This is a genomic window from Streptomyces sp. NPDC035033 (assembly GCF_040636735.1).
Taxonomy (GTDB): Bacteria; Actinomycetota; Actinomycetes; order Streptomycetales; family Streptomycetaceae; genus Streptomyces.
On sequence record NZ_JBEZUZ010000011.1, the window covers coordinates 1 to 23135 of the forward strand.

At 75.0% G+C, this 23135-nt stretch carries 18 protein-coding genes; 6 read left to right on the forward strand and 12 right to left on the reverse strand.

What is annotated here, in order from left to right; all coding sequences use genetic code 11:
• Positions 1-96: 96 nt before the first annotated feature.
• The 6 genes from sucD to AB0E83_RS07170 all read right to left on the reverse strand — a co-directional run bounded on the left by sucD (position 97) and on the right by AB0E83_RS07170 (position 7729).
• Positions 97-981, reverse strand: a complete 885-nt coding sequence (gene sucD / locus AB0E83_RS07145; RefSeq protein WP_086823933.1) for a succinate--CoA ligase subunit alpha — start codon at positions 979-981, stop codon at positions 97-99.
• Positions 982-1002: 21 nt separating this feature from the next.
• Entirely contained in the window at positions 1003-2181 is a 1179-nt protein-coding gene (gene sucC / locus AB0E83_RS07150) for an ADP-forming succinate--CoA ligase subunit beta (RefSeq protein WP_362107189.1), read from the reverse strand.
• Between the two features lie 406 nt (positions 2182-2587).
• A complete protein-coding gene (locus tag AB0E83_RS07155; RefSeq protein WP_362107192.1) occupies positions 2588-3751 on the reverse strand; it encodes a VWA domain-containing protein in 1164 nt (387 codons plus the stop codon).
• Entirely contained in the window at positions 3748-6054 is a 2307-nt protein-coding gene (locus AB0E83_RS07160) for a DUF5682 family protein (RefSeq protein WP_362107195.1), read from the reverse strand. The genes AB0E83_RS07155 and AB0E83_RS07160 overlap by 4 nt, the downstream gene beginning before the upstream one ends.
• Positions 6051-7208 (reverse strand): AAA family ATPase, encoded by a 1158-nt coding sequence (locus AB0E83_RS07165; RefSeq protein WP_362107198.1) that lies wholly within the window; start codon positions 7206-7208, stop codon positions 6051-6053. Before AB0E83_RS07165 ends, AB0E83_RS07160 begins: the two co-directional genes overlap by 4 nt.
• A gap of 107 nt (positions 7209-7315) precedes the next feature.
• On the reverse strand, positions 7316-7729 hold the full coding sequence (locus tag AB0E83_RS07170) for a hypothetical protein (protein ID WP_362107201.1): 414 nt from the start codon (positions 7727-7729) through the stop codon (positions 7316-7318).
• Positions 7730-7898: 169 nt separating this feature from the next.
• On the opposite strand from AB0E83_RS07170, the gene AB0E83_RS07175 reads away from it, so the two are divergent.
• The gene (locus tag AB0E83_RS07175) at positions 7899-9239 is read left to right on the forward strand and encodes an SWIM zinc finger family protein (protein ID WP_362107204.1); all 1341 of its coding nucleotides are present in this window, start codon (positions 7899-7901) and stop codon (positions 9237-9239) included.
• 152 nt (positions 9240-9391) lie between these two features.
• On the forward strand, positions 9392-11014 hold the full coding sequence (locus AB0E83_RS07180; protein WP_362107418.1) for a DUF5691 domain-containing protein: 1623 nt from the start codon (positions 9392-9394) through the stop codon (positions 11012-11014).
• A 64-nt stretch (positions 11015-11078) separates the two neighbouring features.
• On the opposite strand, the gene AB0E83_RS07185 is transcribed toward AB0E83_RS07180, so the two are convergent.
• Entirely contained in the window at positions 11079-11489 is a 411-nt protein-coding gene (locus AB0E83_RS07185) for a cobalamin B12-binding domain-containing protein (protein WP_282694426.1), read from the reverse strand.
• A gap of 302 nt (positions 11490-11791) precedes the next feature.
• On the opposite strand from AB0E83_RS07185, the gene AB0E83_RS07190 reads away from it, so the two are divergent.
• Together AB0E83_RS07190 and AB0E83_RS07195 are read left to right on the forward strand one after the other, a co-directional pair.
• The gene (locus tag AB0E83_RS07190) at positions 11792-12571 is read left to right on the forward strand and encodes an alpha/beta fold hydrolase (RefSeq protein ID WP_362107208.1); all 780 of its coding nucleotides are present in this window, start codon (positions 11792-11794) and stop codon (positions 12569-12571) included.
• Positions 12572-12813: 242 nt separating this feature from the next.
• Positions 12814-14400 (forward strand): M23 family metallopeptidase, encoded by a 1587-nt coding sequence (locus AB0E83_RS07195; RefSeq protein WP_362107211.1) that lies wholly within the window; start codon positions 12814-12816, stop codon positions 14398-14400.
• A gap of 58 nt (positions 14401-14458) precedes the next feature.
• Here the strand turns inward: AB0E83_RS07195 and pcrA are convergent, their stop codons facing one another.
• Entirely contained in the window at positions 14459-16948 is a 2490-nt protein-coding gene (pcrA, locus tag AB0E83_RS07200; RefSeq protein ID WP_362107214.1) for a DNA helicase PcrA, read from the reverse strand.
• Between the two features lie 112 nt (positions 16949-17060).
• A complete protein-coding gene (locus tag AB0E83_RS07205; protein ID WP_362107217.1) occupies positions 17061-17414 on the reverse strand; it encodes a hypothetical protein in 354 nt (117 codons plus the stop codon).
• A 344-nt stretch (positions 17415-17758) separates the two neighbouring features.
• Here AB0E83_RS07205 and AB0E83_RS07210 point away from each other — a divergent pair, with 344 nt between their 5' ends.
• On the forward strand, positions 17759-18919 hold the full coding sequence (locus AB0E83_RS07210; protein ID WP_362107219.1) for an NlpC/P60 family protein: 1161 nt from the start codon (positions 17759-17761) through the stop codon (positions 18917-18919).
• A 22-nt stretch (positions 18920-18941) separates the two neighbouring features.
• On the opposite strand, the gene AB0E83_RS07215 is transcribed toward AB0E83_RS07210, so the two are convergent.
• On the reverse strand, positions 18942-19673 hold the full coding sequence (locus AB0E83_RS07215) for a response regulator transcription factor (RefSeq protein ID WP_362107222.1): 732 nt from the start codon (positions 19671-19673) through the stop codon (positions 18942-18944).
• Positions 19670-20935 carry a PspC domain-containing protein gene (locus AB0E83_RS07220; protein ID WP_362107225.1) on the reverse strand — a complete coding sequence of 422 codons (1266 nt, stop codon included), beginning with the start codon at positions 20933-20935 and terminating at the stop codon, positions 19670-19672. The genes AB0E83_RS07215 and AB0E83_RS07220 overlap by 4 nt, the downstream gene beginning before the upstream one ends.
• 157 nt (positions 20936-21092) lie before the next feature.
• Between AB0E83_RS07220 and AB0E83_RS07225 the strand changes: the two genes are divergently transcribed.
• Entirely contained in the window at positions 21093-22454 is a 1362-nt protein-coding gene (locus AB0E83_RS07225; protein WP_362107228.1) for a PspC domain-containing protein, read from the forward strand.
• Between the two features lie 156 nt (positions 22455-22610).
• Here the strand turns inward: AB0E83_RS07225 and AB0E83_RS07230 are convergent, their stop codons facing one another.
• On the reverse strand, positions 22611-23126 hold the full coding sequence (locus AB0E83_RS07230; protein ID WP_362107231.1) for a DoxX family protein: 516 nt from the start codon (positions 23124-23126) through the stop codon (positions 22611-22613).
• Positions 23127-23135: the final 9 nt, after the last annotated feature.

The following is a 23135-nucleotide window of genomic DNA, read 5'->3' on the forward strand; positions in this document are numbered from 1 at the left end:
GTGGGGGGCGAGGGGGTGGCCGAAGGCTTGGTTGGCCGTCGCGGTCTCCCGGGAGGGCGGGGCCCACTCGTCTACGGCCTGTCGGGCTGCTGTGCGTCAGCCCGCGAGGATGGCGCGCGCCAGCTTGGCGGTCTCGGTGGGGGTCTTGCCGACCTTCACACCGGCGGCCTCCAGGGCCTCCTTCTTCGCCTGGGCGGTGCCGGAGGAGCCGGAGACGATGGCGCCGGCGTGGCCCATGGTCTTGCCCTCGGGCGCGGTGAAGCCCGCGACGTAGCCGACGACCGGCTTGGTGACGTTGGCCTTGATGAAGTCGGCCGCGCGCTCCTCGGCGTCGCCGCCGATCTCGCCGATCATGACGATCAGGTCGGTGTCGGGGTCCGCCTCGAAGGCCGCGAGGGCGTCGATGTGCGTGGTGCCGATGACCGGGTCGCCACCGATGCCGACGGCGGAGGAGAAGCCGAGGTCACGGAGCTCGTACATCATCTGGTACGTCAGCGTGCCGGACTTCGAGACCAGGCCGATGCGGCCCGGCTTGGTGATGTCGCCCGGGATGATGCCGGCGTTCGACTGGCCCGGGGTGATGAGGCCGGGGCAGTTCGGGCCGATGAGGCGGGTCTTGTTGCCCTTCTCCACGGCGTACGCGTAGAACGCGGCGGAGTCGTGGACGGCGATGCCCTCGGTGATGACGACGGCGAGCGGGATCTCGGCGTCGATCGCCTCGACGACGGCGGCCTTGGCGAAGGCCGGCGGCACGAAGAGGACCGAGACGTTGGCGCCGGTCTCCTTCATGGCCTCGGCGACGGTGCCGAAGACCGGGACCTCGGTGCCGTCGAAGTCGACCTTGGTGCCGGCCTTGCGCGGGTTCACGCCGCCGACGATGTTGGTGCCGTCACCCAGCATGAGCTTGGTGTGCTTCATGCCCGTGGCACCGGTCATGCCCTGGACGATGACCTTGCTGTCCTTGTTGAGGAAGATAGCCATGGCTGTTCTGTCCCTCTTCCCTTACTTCGCAGCCGCGAGCTCGGCGGCCTTGTCGGCCGCGCCGTCCATGGTGTCCACGCGCTGGACCAGCGGGTGGTTGGCGTCCGACAGGATCTTGCGACCCAGCTCCGCGTTGTTGCCGTCGAGGCGGACGACCAGCGGCTTGGTGACCTCCTCGCCCTTCGAGGCGAGGAGCTCCAGGGCCTGGACGATGCCGTTGGCGACCTCGTCACAGGCGGTGATGCCGCCGAAGACGTTGACGAACACGGACTTGACGTCCTTGTCGCCGAGGATGATCTCCAGGCCGTTCGCCATGACCTCGGCGGAGGCGCCGCCGCCGATGTCGAGGAAGTTGGCCGGCTTCACGCCGCCGTGGTTCTCACCGGCGTACGCGACGACGTCCAGGGTCGACATGACCAGGCCGGCGCCGTTGCCGATGATGCCGACGGAGCCGTCGAGCTTCACGTAGTTGAGGCCCTTGGCCTTGGCCGCGGCCTCGAGCGGGTCGGCCGCGTCCTTGTCCTCCAGCGCCTCGTGCTCCGGCTGGCGGAAGTCGGCGTTGGCGTCCAGGGAGACCTTGCCGTCGAGGGCGATGACCTCGCCGGAGGCGACCTTCGCGAGCGGGTTGACCTCGACGAGGAGGGCGTCCTCGGCGACGAAGGTCTTCCACAGGGTCACGAGGACGTCGGCGACCTTCTCCGCGACCTCGGCCGGGAACTGGGCGGCGGCGACGATCTCGCGGGCCTTCTCGATGTCGACGCCCTTGTTGGCGTCGACCGGCACCTTGGCGACCTTCTCGGGGGTCTCCTCGGCGACCTGCTCGATGTCCATGCCGCCGGCGACGGAGGCGATGGCGAGGAAGGTGCGGTTGGTGCGGTCGAGGAGGTACGAGACGTAGTACTCCTCGACGATCTCCGGAGCGGTCTCCGCGATCATCACCTTGTGGACCGTGTGGCCCTTGATGTCCATGCCCAGGATGTCTGTCGCGCGGGCGACGGCCTCGTCCGGGGTGGCGGCCAGCTTGACGCCGCCGGCCTTGCCGCGGCCGCCGACCTTGACCTGCGCCTTGACGACCGACTTGCCGCCCAGGCGCTCCGTCGCAGCGCGCGCCGCCTCAGGCGTGTCGATGACTTCACCGGCCAGCACCGGTACACCGTGCTTGGCGAAGAGGTCCCTCGCCTGGTACTCGAACAGGTCCACGCGCGTCCCTTTTCTAGATGATCGCGGTTCGTTGTCTGCGTGGGCGTGCCGCGGAGGGCAACGTGACTGCGCTGTCACTGGGGAGGCGTACACGGTGTCCGTGGACGCGGCATGTCCGTCTCGCAGGTTATCCCCGTGGGACCTGGGTCCCTAAATCGCAGATCACAACCGAGCGGTGATACGGGTCACAGAACGTAGGGGCGAAGGGGCTGTCCGTGGGCACGGGGCCGCCCCCTCCCGGACCCCACCGGGCAGGCGGGGACCGGGGTTTGCCCCCCTCACGCCACGCCGGTGCGCGGGGTGAGGGGGGTGCCGCCGGGAGTGTGATATGGGCCTCAGTCGGCCCGCGGGGCTCCGTCCGGGTGGCCGGGCGGCGACGGATTCCGCACGGCGGGCCGGGCGCGCCTCAGGCGGCGTCGGGTATCGGCAGGGGCCGCTTCTCCAGGGCCGCCGCCATGACCTCCGGGAAGAGGTCGGGGGTGCAGGCGAAGGCGGGGACGCCGAGGGCGGCGAGCGCGGCGGCGTGCTCGCGGTCGTGGGCGGGGGCGCCCTCGTCGGAGAGGGCGAGCAGGGCGACGACCTGCGTGCCGGCCGCCTTCATCGCGGCGACCCGCTTCGGCAGCTCGCCGCGGACGCCGCCCTCGTACAGGTCGCTGACGAGGACGACGACGGTGTCGGCGGGGCGGGTGATCCTCGACTGGCAGTAGGCGAGCGCCCGGTTGATGTCGGTGCCGCCGCCGAGCCGGGTGCCGAAGAGGACGTCGACGGGGTCGTCGAGCGCGTCGGTGAGGTCGACGACGGAGGTGTCGAAGACGACGAGCCGGGTGGCGACCGCCTTCAGGGAGGCGAGGACGGCGCCGAAGACGGAGGCGTACACCACGGAGGCGGCCATCGAGCCGGACTGGTCGACGCAGAGCACGATCTCCTTGCGGACCGCCCGGGAGGCGCGCCCGTGGCCGATCAGCCGCTCGGGGACGACCGTGCGGTGGGCGGGGAGGTAGTGCTTGAGGTTGGCCCGCAGGGTGCGGTCCCAGTCGATGTCCCGGTGGCGGGGGCGGCCGATCCGCGCGGAGCGGTCCAGGGCGCCGGTGAGGGTGGCCCTGGTGCCGGTGGCGAGCCGGGCCTCCAGGTCGGTGACGACCTTGCGGACGACGGCCCGCGCGGTCTCCCGGGTGGTCTCCGGCAGCGCCTTGTTCAGCGACAGCAGGGTGCCGACGAGGTGCACGTCGGGTTCGACGGCCTCCAGCGTCTCCGGCTCCAGGAGGAGCTCGGCGAGCCCGAGCCGGTCGATGGCGTCGCGCTGCATGACCTGGACGACGGAGGCGGGGAAGTAGGCGCGGATGTCGCCGAGCCAGCGGGCGACGGAGGGCGCGGAGCCGCCGAGCCCGCCCGTGCGCTCGCCGCCGCTCCGGCCGTCCCGGCCGTCCTGGCTGTCGTAGAGGGCGGCGAGGGCGGCGTCCATGGCGGCGTCGGCGCCGGACAGGGCGCGGCCGGTGCCCTCGGCCGCGGCGCCGCCGAGGACGAGGCGCCAGCGGCGCAGCCGCTCGTCGGCGGTGGTGGGGGCGCTCATGCGGGGACCTCCGGTCCGAGGACGAGGCGGAGCAGGGGCAGGACGCCGTCGGCCCGCTCCTCGTCGAGGCCGGCGGCGAAGCCGGGGACGGGGGCGCCGGGTCCGGCGGCGGGCCCGGGTCCGCGGGCGACGCGCTCGCCCAGGGCGCGGCGCACCCCGGGCTCGTACCCGCCGAAGGTGCGCCGCAGCAGGGGCAGGACGTCGGTGAACGCCCCGGCCGGTACGGCGGCGAGCCAGGCGTCGAGGAGGGCGAGGAGCCGCTCGTCGTGGACGAGGAGCAGTCCTCCGCCGGGGCCGCCGACGAAGCCGTCGATCCAGGCGGCGGCGTCGGCGGGCGGGGTGCCGGGCGAGAGGGCGAGCCCCATGAGCCGCGCGGTCCCGTCGTCGGAGAGCCGGCCCCCGTCGAGCAGCGTCCGGGCCGCCCGTCCCCGGACGGCCCCGGCCACCCGCTCCCGGTGCGCGAGCCGGCGCAGGACCCCGGCCCACCGGTCGGGGAGGGTCTCGGCGCCGGGGCCGGACCGCTCCGGGAGGAGACCGATCGCGGTGTGGACGGCGTCGAGCCGGTCGCGCATCCGCGCGGCGGCGTCCGCGTCGAGGCCGGTGCAGGCGGGCGGGAGGCCGACGCAGATCCGCTCGGCGAGACCGGCGGCGACGTCCGCGAGGGCCGCCGTGTCGGTGCCCCGCACGTCCCCGTACCGCAGCGCGCGGGCCAGGGCGGGGAGCGCGTCGGCGAGGTGGGCGACGTCGGTGTCGAGCGCGGCCCGGTCGGCGAGGGCGCCCAGGACGGCGGGCAGGGCGGCGCCGAGCCCGGCGAGCAGGCACCGCTCGGCGAGGGCGGTGATCTCGCCGAGGGTGCCGGCGGCGCGGGCCCGGGCCTCGGCGCGGGCGGTGGCGGCGGCCTCGACGGTGGTGCCCCAGACGCCGGCCTCGGCGACCCGGACGTGCAGTTCGGGCCGCCAGCGCAGCCGCCAGGACTCCCGGAAGGTGCCGGTGCCGGTGCGGCCGGCGGCGGGCGTGCCCCAGTCGACGCCCAGGAGCCGGAGCCGGTGGAGCAGCCGGCTGCGGGCGGCGTCGGTCTCGCCGCGCAGGTCGAGGCCGAGGTCGCGCTCCTCGGCCTCGGGGGTGAGCCGGAGGCTCCGCTGGAGGCGGTTCAGGTCGCGCTGGAGCGGGACGGCGGGGGCGGCGGCCGGGACCTCGCCGAGGACGTCGCCGACGACGAGCCGGTCCCGGACGAGGGCGAGCGGCACGTCGGAGCCCTCGCAGAGGACGGCGCGGACGGCGTCGGTGGTCTCGTCGAGGCCCGGGCGCGGGCGTCCGCGCAGGGCGGCGAGGGTGTCGGCGAGCCGGACGGCCTCGATGACGTGGGCGGAGGAGACGGGGTGGTCGGCCTCGCGGAGCAGCGCGGCCGCGCGGGTCATCCACCGCTCGACGGGCCGGTCGGGGGCGGAGAAGAGGTGCCCGTACCAGCCGGGGGACTCGATCCCGGCGCCGTATCCGGAGCGGCGGGCGAGCCGCCGGTGGGTCCAGGGGACCCAGGTCAGCTCGGCCCTCACCTTGGGCAGGCCCTTGAGGAGGGCGCGGTCGGCGGTGACGGTGGTCCGCCGGGCGAGGGCGGGCACGTGCCAGGCTCCGCAGACGACGGCGACGGCGTCCCCGAACTCCTTGCGGGCCTCCCGCAGCCGGAGCCGCATGTACGCCTCGCGGACGAGGTCGCGCGGGTGGCCGCCGTGCCCGTACCGCTCGCGCAGGGCGGTCATGGCGTCGGCGAGGGCGTCGAAGGGGGCGAGGGGGTCGGTGCCGTCGCGGAGCTCGACGGCGTCCTCCCACCACTGCTCGGGGTCCTCGTGCCCGGCGGCCCGGGCGAGTTCGGCCAGCGGGTCGATCCGGGCGCCGCCGTCCGCCTCGTCCTCGCCGTCGCCCCAGGTGGGATCGGTGGCGGCGAGGGTGTGGGCGGCGGGCAGGTCGACGAAGCGGACCGGGACGCCCCGGCCGAGGGCCCAGCGGATCGCGGTCCACTCGGGCGAGAAGGCGGCGAAGGGCCAGAAGGCGGCCCGGCCGGGGTCGCCGACGGCGTGGGCGAGGAGGGCGACGGGCGGCCGCATCTCCGGGTCGGCGGCGAGGGCGACGAGCGCGTCGGCCTCGGCGGGGCCCTCGATCAGCACCGCCGCGGGCAGGGCGGCCTCCAGGGCGGCGCGCACCCCGCGCGCGGAGCCGGGCCCGTGGTGCCGGACGCCGAGCAGCAGGGGGCCGGGGGGCCGGTCGCGGAGGTCCGTCGCGGCCGGGGCGGGCGCGGGGGCCGTCACGCGCTCACCTCGCGGCAGGCGCGGTAGAAGTCCTTCCAGCCGTCGCGCTCTCTGACCACGGTCTCCAGGTACTCCTGCCAGACGACCCGGTCGGCGGCCGGGTCGCGGACGACGGCGCCGAGGATCCCGGCGGCGACGTCCGAGGGGCGCAGCACGCCGTCGCCGAAGTGGGCGGCGAGCGCGAGGCCGCCGGTGACGACGGAGATGGCCTCGGCGGTGGAGAGCGTCCCCGAGGGGGACTTGAGCCGGGTGCGGCCGTCGGAGGTGACGCCGTCGCGGAGTTCGCGGAAGACGGTGACGACCCGTCGGATCTCCTCGACGCCCTCGGGCGGGGCGGGCAGTTCGAGGGAGCGGCCCAGCTGCTCGACGCGGCGGGCGACGATGTCCACCTCGTCCTCGGCGGTGGCGGGCAGCGGCAGGACGACGGTGTTGAAGCGGCGGCGGAGCGCGCTGGAGAGGTCGTTGACCCCCCGGTCGCGGTCGTTGGCGGTGGCGATCAGGTTGAAGCCGGGGACGGCCTGGACCTCCTCGCCGAGTTCGGGGACGGGCAGGGTCTTCTCGGACAGGATCGTGATGAGCGTGTCCTGCACGTCGGCGGGGATGCGGGTGAGCTCCTCGACGCGGGCGGTCGCGCCCCGCTCCATGGCCCGCATGACGGGGCCGGGCACGAGGGCGGCCCGGCTGGGGCCCTCGGCGAGCAGCCGCGCGTAGTTCCACCCGTACCGGACGGCTTCCTCGGGGGTGCCGGCGGTGCCCTGGACGAGGAGGGTGGAGTCGCCGCTGACGGCGGCCGCCAGGTGCTCGGAGACCCAGGTCTTGGCGGTGCCGGGGACGCCGAGGAGGAGCAGGGCCCGGTCGGTGGCGAGGGTGGTGACGGCGACCTCGACGATGCGGCGGGGCCCGACGTACTTGGGCGTGACCACGGTGCCGTCGGGGAGGGTGCCGCCGAGGAGGTAGGTGGCGACGGCCCACGGCGAGAGGCGCCAGCGGGCGGGGCGGGGGCGGTCGTCGGCGGCGGCGAGCGCCGCGAGTTCGTGGGCGAAGGCCTGTTCGGCGTGGGGCCGCAGGACCTCGGCGGCGGGCCGGGGCCGGCCCGGGCCGGTGTCCGTCACGGCACCGGCGCCGGGCTGGGCGATGGTCTCGGGCACGGTCATGGATCCCCCTCCAGCTCGTTCGACCTGCTGTGCGATCCACGGTGCACCACGCCACTGACAATCGGCCGTGACCGCAGGTCAGGTGGCCGATCGGGGGGTGTGGCAGGTCAGTTGAAGACCGGGGAGACGGCGACGCAGCCGCCGGCCATGGCCTGCTCGCCCTCGGCTTCCTTGATGACCTTGCCCTGGTAGACGACCTTGCAGGTGAGGCCCTCGGGCTCGGTCGTGACCGGCATGACGGCGGGCGGCATGATGCCGTGCAGCCGCACGGTCTTGCTCCACGGGGCGGTGGGCTTCTTGTCGGTCTCGACCCGCGGCTGCATCGCGGTGCCGTCGCCGGCGTGGTAGTCGATCGACCGGATGTTCGTGCCGGTGACCTCGTAGGTCACCTCGTAGCTCTCGACGACGGCCTTGTCGACCTGGTCGACGGCCTTGTCGGCCGCCTCGGAGCAGGCGCCGAGACCGAACGCGAGGCCGGTGGCGGCGAGGGCCGAGACGGCGGAGCGGACGGTGCGGTTCATGGTGGTACTCCCCCTGCACGGTGGTGCGGACGCGAGGTCGCGCGCTGGTTCGCGCGAGCCCGCACAGCACCGTAAGGGGTGGTCGGACCTGTCGTGCCGTCAGGGCCCTCCATGAGGGCGAAGCCGCAGGTCAACTGCGTTGTCAGTGGCGGAGAATACCGTCAGGTGCATGAATGCCATGGGGGTGCGCTGGACGGCCGAGCAGGTGCTGGCACTGGCTCCTGACGAGGCCTCGCGCAGAGCGGGGAGCGGGCTCGGCGCGGCCGGGCCGTGGAGCGGCGCGGGCGCCTCCGCGGGGGTCGTCTGGGGACGGTGCGAGGGCAGCGGCCGCACGCCGTACCGGACGGTCGTGGACACGGCCGGGCCCGTGTACGCGTGCACCTGCCCGAGCCGCAGGTCCCCGTGCGAGCACGTGCTCGGGCTGCTGCTCCTGTGGGCGGCGGGCGGGACGGCCGTGCCGGAGGGCGCCGAGCCGCCCGAGTGGGCCGCGCGCCGGCTCGCGGCGCGGCGGGCGGGAGCCGCCGGGGCCGTACGGAAGGCGGAGGGGGCGGCCCCGGCGGACCCGGCGGCGGCCCGGCGGCGGGCGGAGCGCCGGGCGGCCCGGGTGACGGCGGGCGCCGAGGAGCTGGAGCGGCGGCTCGCGGACCTGGTGCGCGGTGGGCTCGCCACGGCCGGGCAGCAGGGGTACGGCCTGTGGGAGGAGGCCGCGGCCCGCATGGTCGACGCGCAGGCGCCGGGGCTCGCGGGCCGGGTCCGCGAGCTGGGCGCGATACCGGGCTCGGGGCCGGGCTGGCCGGTGCGGCTCCTGGAGGAGTGCGCGCTCACCCATCTCCTCGACCGGGCGTGGCTGGCCGCCGACCGGCTGCCGGCCCCGTTCGCGGCGACGGTACGGACCCGGGTCGGCCTGCCGTCCGCGCCGGACGGCCCCGCGGTGCGGGACCGGTGGCTGGTCCTCGCCCAGTACGACACGGGGGACGGCCGGCTGACGACCCGTCGGATCTGGCTGCACGGGACGGACAGCGGGCGTACGGCGCTGCTGCTCTCGTTCGGCGCGGCGGGCCGCGCCCCCGGTCTCGCGCTGCCGGTCGGCGCGGTCGTGGACGGCGAGCTGACCCCGCACGCGGGCTCCGGGCAGCTCCGCGCGGAGCCCGGCGAGCCGCTGGTGCCGGTCGCCGGGCCGGCCGCGCCGCCGCCGGGCGGCCCGGTGGGGGCGGCGCTGGACGCGTACGGGCGGGCGCTGCGGGAGGATCCCTGGCTGGACTCCTGGCCGGTGACGCTCGCCCGCGTGGTGCCCGCGCGGGCGGAGTACGGCTGGCAGCTCGCCGACGCGGACGGGCGGGAGGCGCTGCCGCTGACCGGCGCCGACCGGTCCCGGGCCGGCCTGTGGCGGCTGCTCGCCCTGTCGGGCGGCGGCCCCGTCACGGTCTTCGGCGAGTGCGGCCACCGCGGCTTCACCCCGCTCGCCGCCTGGTCCCCGGACAGGCCGGCGGAGACGGTCCCGCTGCTGTGACCGCCGTCCGCCGCAGCCCTTTCCCGTCCGACGTCCGCGACAGCGGCCGAGACCGCGCCCGAGGAGTGCCCGTGCCGACGCCCAAACCCCCGCTCCAGCCCCAGGCCCTCCGGCCGTCCCCGGCCCCCGGTGACGGGGGGTGGGAGGAGCTGATGACGTCGGCGCTGCTCGGGACCGACCGGCGGCCGCCCTCGGGGACCCGGGGCGCCGGGGCCGCCGGGGCCCTCCTCGACGCCGCCGCGCGGCGGACGCTGCGGCGGCGCGCGGGGCTGCGGCCCGGCCCCGCCGCCGTACCGCCCGAGCCGGCGCCGGACGATCCGCGGCCGGCGCTGCCCGAGGCGGCCCGGCGCCGGCTCGACGGGCTCCTGGCCGGACGGGCCGCGCCCGCCCCGGCGGGCGGCCGCCGGGGCGCCGCACCGGACCTGGCCGAACTGCTGCCGCAGTGGCTGGCGCTGGCCGTCGAGCGCGGCTACAAGGCGCCGCCCGCCGCGCTGCCCGCGCTGCTCGACGCCGCCAGGGCCCGTACCGACCTGCGGCCGCGGGCGCTGGCGCTGGCCGGGCCGCGCGGGCTGTGGCTGGCCCGGCTCAACCCGGAGTGGCGGTTCGCCCTGCGGGGCGCCGGGGCCGGCGGGACGCTGCCGGACCCCGGGGACGCGGCGGCGGTGCGGGAGCTGTGGGAGGAGGGCCTGTTCGCGGAGCGGGTCGCGCTGCTCGCGGCCGTGCGGGCGGAGGATCCGGCGGCCGGGCGGGCCCTGCTCGCGGGCACCTGGTCCGCGGAGCGGGCCGAGGACCGGCTGATGTTCCTGGACTCGCTGCGGGCCGGACTGTCGGCGGCGGACGAGGAGTTCCTGGAGACGGCGCTCGCCGACCGCAGCCGCAACGTCCGCGCGACCGCCGCCGAGCTGCTCTCCGCACTGCCCGGCTCGGCGTTCGCGGGCCGCATGGCGGCCCGGGCGGTCACCTGTGTGGGCCTGGACCGGACGGCGTCCGTGCCGACGGTCGTCGTGGAGGCCCCGCACGAGTGCGACGAGGAGATGCGGCGGGACGGCGTGGTCGCGGTGCCCCCGTCGGGGCGGGGCGAGCGGTCCTGGTGGCTCGGACAGCTGGTGGAGGCGGCCCCGCTGTCCTGCTGGCCGGCCCGGTTCGGCGGGCGGACGCCGGAGCAGATCGTGGCGCTGCCGGTCGCCGACGACTGGCGGGCGGAGCTGCACGCGGCCTGGTGCCGGGCGGCGGTGCGGCAGCGGGACGCGGCCTGGTCGCGGGCGCTGCTCGGCGCGCCCGCGGTGCCGCCGGCGACGGGCCCCGGCACCGCGTCGCTGGCCGAGCGGGCGCAGTTGCTGGCGACGCTCGGGCCGGAGGAGCGGGCCCGGTGGGTGGCGGCCTTCGTGGCGGCGCACGGCCTGTCGGAGGCGTTCCAGCTGCTCGGGGTCTGCGCGGTGCCGTGGGCGGAGCCGCTGGGCGAGGCGGTGATCGACGCCCTGGACAGCGCGCGGGACGCGGGCAGCTATCCGTGGAGCTTCAGCGGGGTGATGGGGCTCGCGGAGCGGTGCCTCTCCCCCTCGGCCGCCCGGCGGCTGGAGTCGCCGGCGTCGGTCCCGGGGGCGGAGGACGCCTCGCCGGGGGCGGACGCCTACTGGTCCGAGGCGTTCCGGCGCCTGGTGGCCACGCTGGACCTGCGCGCCCGGATGTACGCCGAACTGGACGGCGCCCCGGCCGTCCCGCCCGCCCGGCGCGACCCGTCCCGTCCGCACGGCGTGCCCGTACGGGAGGGGTGAGCCCGCGCGGCCGGCCGGGAGCCCGTCGGAGGGGGCTCCCGGCCGTCGGGGGCGCCGGGGAGTGTCAGACGGCCGTCGTGCGGACGTTCGCGTTGACCCAGTCGACGATCGACGCGGTCGTGGCGCCCGGCGTGAAGATCTCCGCGACGCCCTTCTCCTTCAGCGGCGGGATGTCCGCGTCGGGGATGATGCCGCCGCCGAAGACCTTGATGTCCTCCGCGTCGCGCTCCTTGAGCAGCTCGATGACCTTGACGAAGAGCGTGTTGTGCGCGCCCGAGAGGATCGACAGGCCGATCGCGTCGGCGTCCTCCTGGATCGCGGTGTCGACGATCTGCTCGGGCGTCTGGTGCAGCCCGGTGTAGATCACCTCCATGCCGGCGTCGCGCAGGGCCCGCGCGATCACCTTGGCCCCACGATCGTGGCCGTCGAGACCCGGCTTGGCGACCACCACGCGGATCGGACCGGTCACACCCATCACTGCCTCCACATGCGACCCCCGCGCGTCTGTGCCGGGGAGGTGAACGAACGTTATCGACAGCATCCCGCAACGGACCGTTTCGCGGTGGCCGGGGAGGGGGAAATCACACGTGGGACACGTTCGTTCCGTGACCCGCCCCGCTCCGGGCCCTCCTCCTGGGCCCTCCAGCCGCCCGCGGGGCCGGTCGCGAAAGGAGCCGCGACGCCGGTCGCCGGAGCTCCGTGCCGTCGTCCGTGCGGCGCGGGGCTCCGGCACACCGGCGTACCGCCCGGCCCCGTGCGCCGGGGAGGAGGTCGGCGATGGAGCTCGCCAAGGTCACCGCCCTGCTGAAGGCCACCGTTCTCGAAGCCGCGATCCTCACCGGCCACCTCGCCCTCTACCCCTCCGGGCTCGCCCCCTCCCGGCCCGCCGCCGACGCCCCCGCGTCCCTCACCGGCGGGGACGGGCGTCCGGTCGTCCTGCTGCACGGCTTCGTCGACAACCGCTCGGTCTTCGTCCTGCTGCGCCGCGCCCTCGCCCGGCACGGCCGCCGGCACGTCGAGTGCCTCGACTACTCTCCGCTCACCTGCGACCTGCGGACCGCGGCCGAGGCGCTGGGGCGGCGGATCGACGCGATCCGGGACCGCACGGGCCGGGCCGAGGTGGACCTGGTGGGCCATAGCCTGGGCGGCCTCGTCGCCCGTTATTACGTACAGCGGCTGGGCGGTGACGCGCGGGTGCGGACGCTGGTCACCCTCGGCACCCCGCACGCCGGCACGACCGTCGCGCCGCTCGCCGACGCGCATCCGCTGGTGCGGCAGATGCGGCCGGGGTCGGAGGTGCTGCGGGAGCTGGCCGGTCCGGCGCCGGGCTGCCGGACGCGGTTCGTGAGCTTCTGGAGCGACCTGGACCAGATCATGGTGCCGGTGGAGACGGCCCGCCTCGACCACCCCGACCTGCGGGTGCACAACGTGCGGGTCAGCGGCATCGGGCACCTCGCGCTGCCGGTGCACCCGGCGGTGGCGGCCGGGATCCTGGCGGCCCTCGACGCCGACGGGGCCGAGGACGGGGCGGACGGCGGGGCGGCCTCCGTGGCCTGAACTCGCCGCGTCGCGGCGACACCCCCGGGCCGTTCTTCGAACGTTCCTCGAACACAAGGCCAAAGGTCGGTGCGTGAGCTGGCGAAACACGGTCGATTGCCCGTTTCCTGCGCCCGCCGGTCCTTCCGAAGATTGTCGGCCCCGCGTACCGCCGGGTACAGTCGCGCCACTGCTTCCCCCCGGGACACCCCCTGTCGGGCCCGCCCCGGACTGGTCCTGCTGCCGAGGCGAGAGAGACGTTGGTGAACGACCAGCACCCCCACGCCGGGTACGCCGGAGACGGCGCCCACACCACCGGCAGCTTCGCGACCGACCCGCTCTTCGGGACCTGGTCCGACACCGGGCAGACCGGCCACAGCGGCCAGTGGGACCTCGGCCAGTACGCCGCCACCGGGACGTACGACACGACCGGCGCGTACGACACGGGCGCCTGGACCACCGCGGGGAGCCACGACACGACGGGCCAGTGGGACACCACCGGCCAGTGGGCCGCCGCGGCCGCCACCGTGACGGACCCCTACGCGGCGGGCGCGCCGTACGGACAGCCCGAGCAGTACGACACCACCGGCCAGTGGGACGCCTCCGCCTGGATCGAGGCCCAGCACACCGGCCAGTACGAGACCCTGCACTCCGGCGCCTACGCGGCGCAGGGCACGTACCGCCACGAGGCGTACGACGTGACCGGCCAGTGGGCCGCCCCCGCCTTCGCGACCGACACCGGCGCCTACGACGCCACCGCCTGGAACCAGGTCTCCGAACCGGCCGCGCCGGTCGTCCCCCAGCAGTACGTCCCGCAGGACGAACCCGTCGGCCACACCGCCGAGTTCGCGTTCGCCCACGAGCCGGAGCGGGCCCCGGAGCCGGAAACGGCCTACGGGGCCGCCGAGTTCGCGGCCGAAGGGTACGAACCGGAGGCGTACGGAACCGAGGCGTACGAGGCCGAGGCGTACGGCGCCGACGGGGGCGCGGCCGACGAGCTCCCCGAGAGCGAAGGCCCCGGGGCCACCGACCCGGTGCCCGCCACCGAGGTCCGCACCGACGCCCGCCCCGTACGCCGCTCCTCCGGCGGCGGCCGCGCCCGGCGCCGTACCCCCGCCAAGCGCTCCGCCCTGCTGACCGTCGCCGTCCCCTCCGCCTGCGTCATGGGCGTCGCCGGCATCGCGGCAGCCTCCGTCAGCGGACTCACCGGCGCCGACACCGAGGCCCCGAAGCAGAAGAACACCACCGCGCTCGCCGCCGCCGACCCGGCCGCCGTGAAGCAGGTCCCCGCCAACACCGCGCTCGACACCCAGCTCAGCGCCCTCGACGCCGACGTCCGCGACTTCGGCGACCGCGCCAGCCGCACCCAGGAGCGGATCGACCTCAAGGCCCGCCAGGCCGCCGAGAAGAAGAAGCGCGCGGAGGAGGCGGCCCGCCGCGAGGCGATGCGCCCCAAGTTCATGCTGCCGGTGGAGCTGCACCAGCTCAGCGCCCGCTTCGGCCAGTCCGGCGTCAACTGGATGTCCGTGCACACCGGCATCGACTTCCCCGTGCAGTACGGCACCCCCGTCATGGCCGCGACCGACGGCACCGTCCGCACCCAGTGGAACCCGGCCTACGGCAACATGGCCATCGTGACCGCCGCCGACGGCACCGAGACCTGGTACTGCCACCTCAGCAGCACCAAGATCCGCTGGGGCCAGGTCAAGGCCGGCGACGTCATCGCCTACTCCGGCAACTCCGGCAACTCCACCGGCCCGCACCTCCACTTCGAGGTCCGGCCCGGCGGCGGCTCCGCGATCGACCCGCTGGCCTGGCTCCGCAGCCACGGCCTCGACCCGACGAGCTGAGAACCGTACGCGACGGGGGCCCGGTCCGACGGACCGGGCCCCCGTCGCGTCGTACCGCCTACAGCTTCTCGACCGGCGCGTACCGCAGCAGCAGCCGCTTCGGCTTCTCGTCGCCGAAGTCGATCGTCGCCTGTGCGTCCGAACCCGTGCCCGTCACCGCCAGCACCGTGCCCAGCCCGAACTGGTCGTGCGTGACCCGGTCGCCGACCGCCAGCGAGACGACCGGCTTGTCCGAGCCCGCGCGGCGCGTCGCGAAACCGGACGGGCCGGAGCGGGCGCGCGACGAGGAGAGCGACGACGACAGCGAGGAGGCGATCCCCGAGGTCGGACCCGCCGGCTTCGCCACCGGCCCCGTCCGCTTCCACTCCAGGTACGCGGGCGGGATCTCCTCCAGGAAGCGGGAGGCCGGGTTGTACGAGGGCTGGCCCCAGGCGCTGCGCATCGACGAGCGGGTGAGGTACAGCCGCTCGCGGGCGCGGGTGATGCCCACGTACGCCAGGCGCCGCTCCTCCTCCAGCTCCTTGGTCTGGCCGAGCGCCCGCATGTGCGGGAAGACGCCGTCCTCCATGCCGGTGAGGAAGACCACCGGGAACTCCAGGCCCTTCGCGGTGTGCAGGGTCATCAGCGTGACGACGCCGGAGCCCTCCTCGTCCTCGTCCGGGATCTGGTCGGAGTCGGCGACGAGCGCGACCTTCTCCAGGAACTCGGCGAGCGTGCCCGTCCCTTCCTCCTCCTCGCCGCGCTCCTTCTCGAACTCCAGGGCCACGGCGGCGAGTTCCTGGAGGTTCTCGATCCGGGTCTCGTCCTGCGGGTCGGTGGACGCCTGGAGCTCGGCGAGGTAGCCGGTCCGCTCCAGGACGGCCTCCAGGACGACGGCCGGGCCCGCGCCGGACTCGACGATGGTGCGCAGCTCGTCCATGAGCGCGTTGAACCGCTTCACGGCGTTGGCCGAGCGGGCCGCCATGCCGTACGCCTCGTCGACCCGCTTCAGGGCCTGCGGGAAGGTGATCCTCTCGCGCAGCGCGAGGGCGTCGATCATCGCCTCGGCGCGCTCGCCGATGCCGCGCTTGGGCACGTTGAGGATCCGGCGCAGCGGCACGTTGTCCTCGGGGTTGGCGAGGACGCGCAGGTAGGCGAGGACGTCCCGGACCTCCTTGCGCTCGTAGAAGCGCACGCCGCCGACGACCTTGTAGGGCAGGCCGACGCGGATGAGGATCTCCTCGAAGACGCGGGACTGCGCGTTGGTCCGGTAGAAGATCGCCACGTCGCCGGCCTTCGCCTCGCCCGCGTCGGTGAGCCGGTCGATCTCGTCGGCGACGAACTGCGCCTCGTCGTGCTCGGTGTCCGCGACGTAGCCGGTGATCTGCGCGCCCGCGCCCGCGTTGGTCCACAGGTTCTTGGGGCGGCGCGACTCGTTGCGCTCGATGACCGCGTTGGCCGCGGAGAGGATCGTCTGGGTGGAGCGGTAGTTCTGCTCCAGCAGGATCGTCGTCGCGTCCGGGTAGTCCTCCTCGAACTGGAGGATGTTGCGGATGGTGGCGCCGCGGAAGGCGTAGATCGACTGGTCGGCGTCGCCGACGACGCACAGCTCGGCCGGGCCGAGGTCCTCGTAACCGGTGCCGACCAGCTCGCGCACCAGGGTGTACTGGGCGTGGTTGGTGTCCTGGTACTCGTCGACGAGGACGTGGCGGAAGCGGCGGCGGTAGTGCTCGGCGACGTCCGGGAACGCCTGGAGCAGGTGGACCGTCGTCATGATGATGTCGTCGAAGTCCAGCGCGTTCGCCTCGCGCAGGCGCGCCTGGTACATCCGGTACGCCTCGGCCAGCGTCTTCTCGAACCCTCCCCCAGAGGGGGTACCCCCAGCGGCCTGGTCGGCGAAGGACTCCTCGTCGATCAGCTCGTTCTTGAGGTTGGAGATCTTGGCGCTGAAGGACTTCGGCGGGAACTTCTTCGGGTCGAGGTCCAGGTCGCGGCAGACCAGCGCCATCAGGCGCTTGGAGTCGGCGGCGTCGTAGATCGAGAAGGACGAGGTGAAGCCCAGGCGCTTGCTCTCCCGGCGCAGGATGCGGACGCAGGCGCTGTGGAAGGTCATCACCCACATCGCGTTCGCCCGCGGGCCGACCAGCTGCTCGACGCGCTCCTTCATCTCGCCGGCGGCCTTGTTGGTGAAGGTGATCGCCAGTATCTGACCGGGGTGCACGTGCCGCGTGCCCAGGAGGTGGGCGATGCGGTGGGTGAGGACCCGGGTCTTGCCGGAACCGGCGCCGGCCACGATGAGCAGCGGGGAGCCGGTGTGGACGACGGCGGCGCGCTGCTGCTCGTTCAGCCCCTCCAGCAGGGCGGCCGGGTCCACGACGGGACGGGGGGCGCCGTCGCGGTAGTACGGGTCGCGGGGCGGGGGCGCGTCGAAGTGCCCCCCGAACAGGTCGTGCGGGACCTCCTCCGCGGCCGGGGCGCCGTACTCGTCGTCCTCGGGCGGGGGCGGGACGTCCTCCGGGGAGTGGGACTGGAGGCCGGCCAGGAAACTGTCGTCAAAGAGGCTGCTCATCGCCTCCCGAGTCTAGGACGCCCGGCCGACAACCGGGTCCGCCTTCGGCGTGCTCCCGGTGCGAAGGCGCGCACCGGGAGCACGCCGGAGGGCTCCGCGCGGCCCGCCGGGCTCAGACCCAGAGGGTGGCGATGAAGATGTTCGCCGTGGTCAGACCGCCGACGGCGCCGAAGAGGCCCTTCTCGACGGTCTCCTCGTCGCGCTTCACGTAGACGATGCCGAGGATCACCACGAGGATCGCCAGCTTGATGCCGATCTTGAGGTTGTTGACCGTCTGGTCGTCGGCCTGGTTGAGGCCGACGAGCGCGACGCCGGTGACCAGCATGGTCAGCGCGCCGTGCAGCATGGCCGGGTTGAAGCGGGCCGTGCCGGCGCCGATCGCCTTCATCTGGGTGAGGAACCCGCCCAGGAGGGAGGCGATGCCGATGATGTGCAGCGCGACGAAGACATTGATGAGGACGTCCATGGGGCGGAGCCTAACCGGGCCCCTAGCACCGCTCTCCGGCCGGGTCCACCCGCTCCCCCGCTTCGGTCGCCCGCCCTACGGAAACCTTCGCCGACCGCCCCGGAGGCCGACCGGGAACGGTCCATGGAGGTCATCCGGCGTCAATAGCGGTCAACCCGGCGCCGGGGCGTGACCCCCGGGTCTAGCGTCCTGCCCCAGGTGGTCGGCTCCCCACCCCGCCGGACCACCGGCGGTGCCGGCCATCCCCGCCGGAGAACCCCGGCGGCGGCCCGTCTCCCCTGTGCGGTCCGCCGCCGGCTCCGGCCGGCACCGTCCCCCACAGGGAGAGGATGTGACCCGCCCTCGTGGCAGCTCACCGAAAACCCCGGCCCGCTCCGTTCGGCCGCCCCGCGGCCCGCACGGCCGCCACGCTCGCCCTGGCCTCCGCCGCCGGCGCGACCCTCTTCGAAGGCTCCGGCCACGCCGACCCGGCCCGCCCCGGCCGCACCGCCGCCCAGGTCAGGGCCGAGGTCGACAAGCTCTACGAGGAGGCCGAGGTCGCCACCGAGCGGTACAACGGCGCGAAGGAACGGGCCGACGCCGCCCGGACCTCCTTCGACCGCCTCCGCGACGAGGCCGCCCGCCGCACCGAGCGGCTCAACACCGCCCGCCGGAGCCTCGGGGCCGTCGCCGCCGCGCAGTACCGCTCCGGCGGACTCGACCCGGCGGTCCAGCTCGCCCTCACCTCGGACCCCGACCAGTACCTGGAGCGGGCCGCCCTGGCCGAGAAGGCGGGCGCCCGGCAGGCCGCCACCGTCACCGCCGTACGCCGCGAACTCGCCGCCCTCGCCCAGCTGCGCGCCGAATCCGCCGGCCGGCTCACCGCCCTGCGCGGCCACGAGGCCGAACTGCGGCGCCAGAAGGCCACCGTCCTCGGCAAGCTCGCCGCCGCGCGCGAGCTCCTCGCCCGGCTCACCGCCGAGGAGCGGGCCCGCTACGAGGCCGCCGTCGCCGCCCGCTCCGTCGCACCCCCCGCGCCCGGCACCACCACCCGCCCCGGCACCACCGCGCACGGCACCACGGCAGGCGACACCACAGCAGGCGGCACCGCGACGAACGGCACCGCGGCCCGGGCGGACCGCTCCTCCGGCGACCGGGCCCCGGTGGCCGCCCCCACCGGCCGCGCCTCCGCCGCCATCTCCTTCGCCCGCGCCCAGCTCGGCAAGCCGTACATCTGGGGCGCCACCGGCCCCTCGGGGTACGACTGCTCGGGCCTCACCCAGGCCGCCTGGCGCGCCGCCGGGGTCTCCCTGCCGCGCACCACCTACACCCAGATCAACGCCGGCCGCCGGGTCTCCCGCTCCGAGCTGGCCCCGGGCGACCTGGTCTTCTTCTACTCCGGGATCAGCCACGTGGGCCTCTACATCGGCGGCGGCCAGATGATCCACGCGCCCCGGCCGGGCGCCCCGATCCGGATCGCGCCGATCGACGAGATGCCCTTCGCCGGCGCCACCCGCGTCGCCTGAGGGCCCGGCGGCGGGCCCGGGCTCAGACCAGACGGCGGGCGGTGGCCCAGCGGGTCAGCTCGTGCCGGTTGGAGAGCTGGAGCTTGCGGAGCACCGCGGAGACGTGCGACTCGACGGTCTTCACCGAGATGTAGAGCTGCTTGGCGACCTCCTTGTACGCGTAGCCGCGGGCGATCAGCCGCAGCACCTCCCGCTCCCGCTGGGTCAGCCGGTCCAGGTCCTCGTCGACCGGGGGCGCGTCGGTGGAGGCGAAGGCGTCCAGGACGAAGCCGGCGAGCCGCGGGGAGAAAACGGCGTCGCCCTCCTGGACCCGGAAGATCGAGTCCACCAGGTCGTCGCCGGTGATCGTCTTGGTGACGTAGCCGCGGGCACCGCCCCGGATCACGCCGATCACGTCCTCCGCCGCGTCCGAGACGGAGAGCGCGAGGAAGCGCACCGGGTCCTCGGCGGCCGCCATCAGCCCGGCGCAGCGGCGCAGCACCTCGACCCCGCCGCCGCCGGGCAGGTGGACGTCGAGGAGCACGACCTCCGGCCTGGTCGCGGTGATCACGGTGACGGCCTGGTCGACGTCGGCGGCCTCGCCCACGACCTCGACGCCGGTGACGTCGGTCCGCCCGATCTCGGCCTGCACGCCGGTGCGGAACATGCGGTGGTCGTCGACGAGGACGACCCGCACCCGGCGCCCGGCGCCGCCCCCCGTGCCCGGTCCCGTCTCCCCGTCGGTCCCGGTCGTCGCCCCGGTCTCGTCGCTCATCCGTCCGCCCTCTCCATCTCCAGCTCGACCTCCGTGCCCCCGCCCGGCACGGCCCGCAGCCGGGCCGTGCCGCCGTTGCGCTGCATCCGGCCGATGATCGATTCCCGTACGCCCATTCTGTCCTCGGGGACCTCGTCCAGGTCGAACCCCGGCCCCCGGTCGCGGACCGAGACGAACACCGTACGGCCCTCCACCTCGGCGTACACCTGTACCGCCCCGCCCTCGCCACCGTACTTGGCGGCGTTGACCATCGCCTCGCGCGCGGCCTGCATCTGCGCGGCCAGTTTCTCGTCGAGCGGGCAGTCGCCGACGACGACCACCTCCAGCGGCACGCCGTGCTTGTCCTCGACCTCGGCGGCGGCCCGCTTCACCGCCTCCGCGAGGGTCTCCGGCTCCTCGTCCCTGCCGGTGCCCTCCGGCTTGTACAGCCAGTTCCGCAGCTCCCGCTCCTGGGCGCGGGCGAGCCGGCGGACCTCGCCGGCGTCGTCGGCGTTGCGCTGGATCAGGGTGAGGGTGTGCAGCACGGAGTCGTGGACGTGGGCGGCGACCTCGGCCCGCTCCTGGGCCCGGATGCGCAGGGTCCGCTCGGCGCTGAGGTCCTGCGACATGCGGACCAGCCAGGGGCCGGCGAGCAGCGCTATGCCGGTGAGGACGGCGACGGCGGCGGTCAGCGCGGTGCCGATCTGGGCGACGGAGCCGCGCACGACCACGAAGACGGCGAGGCCGGTGCCGACCAGGGCCACGCCGACGAGCCCCCGCACGAGGTGGAAGCCGCGCCCGCGCGTGGTCCCCCGGCCGGTCCAGACCTCCGCGCGGGCGTTGTCCGCCTGGCGCCAGACCAGGACGACGCCGACGCCTATGAGCAGCGTCGGCCACACGTACCGTCCGGTCTCGCCGTCGATCCGCAGGTTCGCGATGAAGACGGACGCGCCGATCGCCAGGGCGACGAGGGCGAGGATCTGGCCGCTGTCGGGCTTGCGGAGCCGCCGTCTGCCGTCCTCGGAGACCTCGAAGAGGGGACGGGACTCGGCCTTGCCGCCGACGCCGAGCGGGACGACGATCCAGAAGACCGCGTAGAGCAGCAGCCCGAGGCCCTCGGTGAGGACGAGCACCGCGAAGACGGCGCGCACCCACGCGACGGGCAGACCGAGGTGTCCGGCGAGTCCCCGCGCGACACCGCCGAGCCACCGCCCGTCGGCGCTCCGGTAGAGCCTGCGCACGGGCGGTTCGTCGGTGTCGGTGACACGAGCGGTTGCGGACATGCACCGATCGTCACACGCTCGGCCGGTCCGGGGCATCAGGGTCCGCCCTGAGATCGGCCCCGGGTTCGTCTCGGGGTGGCACCGTCGTCGAATATCAGGGTCGCGCCAGGGTCGTTCCCGGTGCCGTCCCGGGGTCACGGGCGGTCACCATGGACGCATGACGAGTTCGACGCCTTCGCAGCACACGCAGCACGAGGCCCCGCCCGCGGCCGGCACCGTGCCGGCCGCTCCCCTGCGCCGCTCGCGCACGAGCCGAGTGGTCGGCGGGGTCTGCGGCGGTCTCGGCCGGCAGTTCGACATGGATCCGGTGATCTTCCGGGTCGTGCTGGCGGTGCTGGCGGTGACGGGCGGCATAGGCCTCGTCTTCTACGGCTTCGCGTGGCTGCTGATCCCGCTCGCGGGCGAGGAGGAGAGCGAGGGCCGGCGGCTGCTGACCGGCCGGGTGTCGGGTGCCTCGCTCGCGGCGATACTCATGGCGCTGGTGGGCTGCGGCATCTTCCTGTCGATGCTGCGGACGGGCTCGCTGATGGGCTTCGCGGTGACGCTGACGCTGGTGACGGCCGGTGCCGCGTACTGGTCGCAGCGGCGCGGGGTCGTCGGGGAGGCCGAGGGCGATCCGGCGGCGAAGCCCGCGGCCCCGCACGGCCGGGTCCCGGTGCCGCCGGAGGCGAAGGCCCCACCGCTGACGTTCCTCGAGAGGGAGATGAGCTCGTGGTGGCGGGACCCGATCGTGAAGGACGGGTCGACGGGCAAGGTGGCCATCGGCTACCTGTGGGGCCCGCACGGCATCGTCGACGAGGAGGGCCGAGTCGGCGGCGAGGTGCCGAAGCCCGGCCGCCAGTGGGGTCCTGCCGCCGGAGGGCGGCCGGAGCCCTCGGTGCGGCGCAGCCCGTACTCGATCGCCGGTCTCGTCGATCTGCTCTCGATCGCCGCCGCGATCACGGGCACGGCCCTGACGTGGGAGTCGCAGCCGCTGGGCACCAGCCTGGCGACGGGACTCGCGGCCGCGCTCGCGGTGCTCGGCCTGGGTCTGGTCATCAGCAGTTTCCTGGGGCGCACCGGCTTCGGGACGATCTTCCAGACGGTGGTGACGGCGGCGCTCCTCGCCGGCGCGGTCGCCCTGCCGGACAAGATCACCACGGACTGGACGCGCGAGACGTGGACGCCGGCCACGGTGGCCGCCGTGCGGCCGCAGTACGACCTGGGCGCGGGGGTGGGGACGCTGGACCTGTCCCGCCTGTCGGTGCCCGAGGGCAGGACGGTGTCGACGGCGGTGGACGTCGGCGCGGGAAAGCTGGAGGTGATCGTGGCGCAGGACGTGGTGGTGGAGCTCCGCGCCCAGGTGGGCCTCGGTGACCTGCAATTGCCGGGGCAGGCGCCGAACGACATCGACGTCGCCCCCGACCGCGACGAGACGCGGACGCTGAACCCGCCCGCCGGGACGGACCCGGCGGGGACGCTGGACCTCTCGCTGGAGGTCGGGCTCGGACAGGTGGAGGTCACCCGTGCTGCTTCATGAGTTCCGTCCGGGCCGGCTGGTCGTCGGCGTGGCCGCGCTCGGCCTGGCCGGGGCGTACGGCGGGGAGCTGGCCGGCGCCTGGTCGGCCCCGTGGTGGCTGGCGCTCCCGGTGATGTGGTGCGCGCTGTGGGTGGCCGGTCTGGTGACCTGGGTGGCCTACGGCGTCCGGCGGCGTTCGGCGAGGAGCCGGTCGGCGGAGAGCACCGGGGCCCCGGCGAGCAGCAGCGGCAGCCAGGCCATGAGATAGGCGAGGTCGTTGCCGAGGTAGTAGGGCTGGACCTGCCAGCTCACGGTGAGCCAGAGGCTCAGCGAGATCAGGGCGCCGCCGAGGGCGGCGACCCGGGCGAAGAGGCCGAGGAGGGTGCCGAGGCCGACGGCGATCTCGCCGAGGGCGATGGCGTAGCCGAAGCCGGTGGGGCTGTGGAGGGCGAGGTCGACGAGGGCGGGGATCGCGGCGGAGTCGCGGACGCCGCGCATGGTCTCGCCGATGGAGCCGGTGCCGGTGTCGGCGAGGAAGGCCGGGTCGGTGAGCTTGTCGAGGCCGGCGTAGACGAAGGTGACGCCGAGGAAGATCCGGAGCGGGAGGAGGGCGTAGCGGGAGGCGGTGGCCTTCCAGGCGTCCGCGCGGTTCCTCCGGGATGTTCCGCCGGGGCGGTCCGTGTACTCGCTCATCTTCGGTCA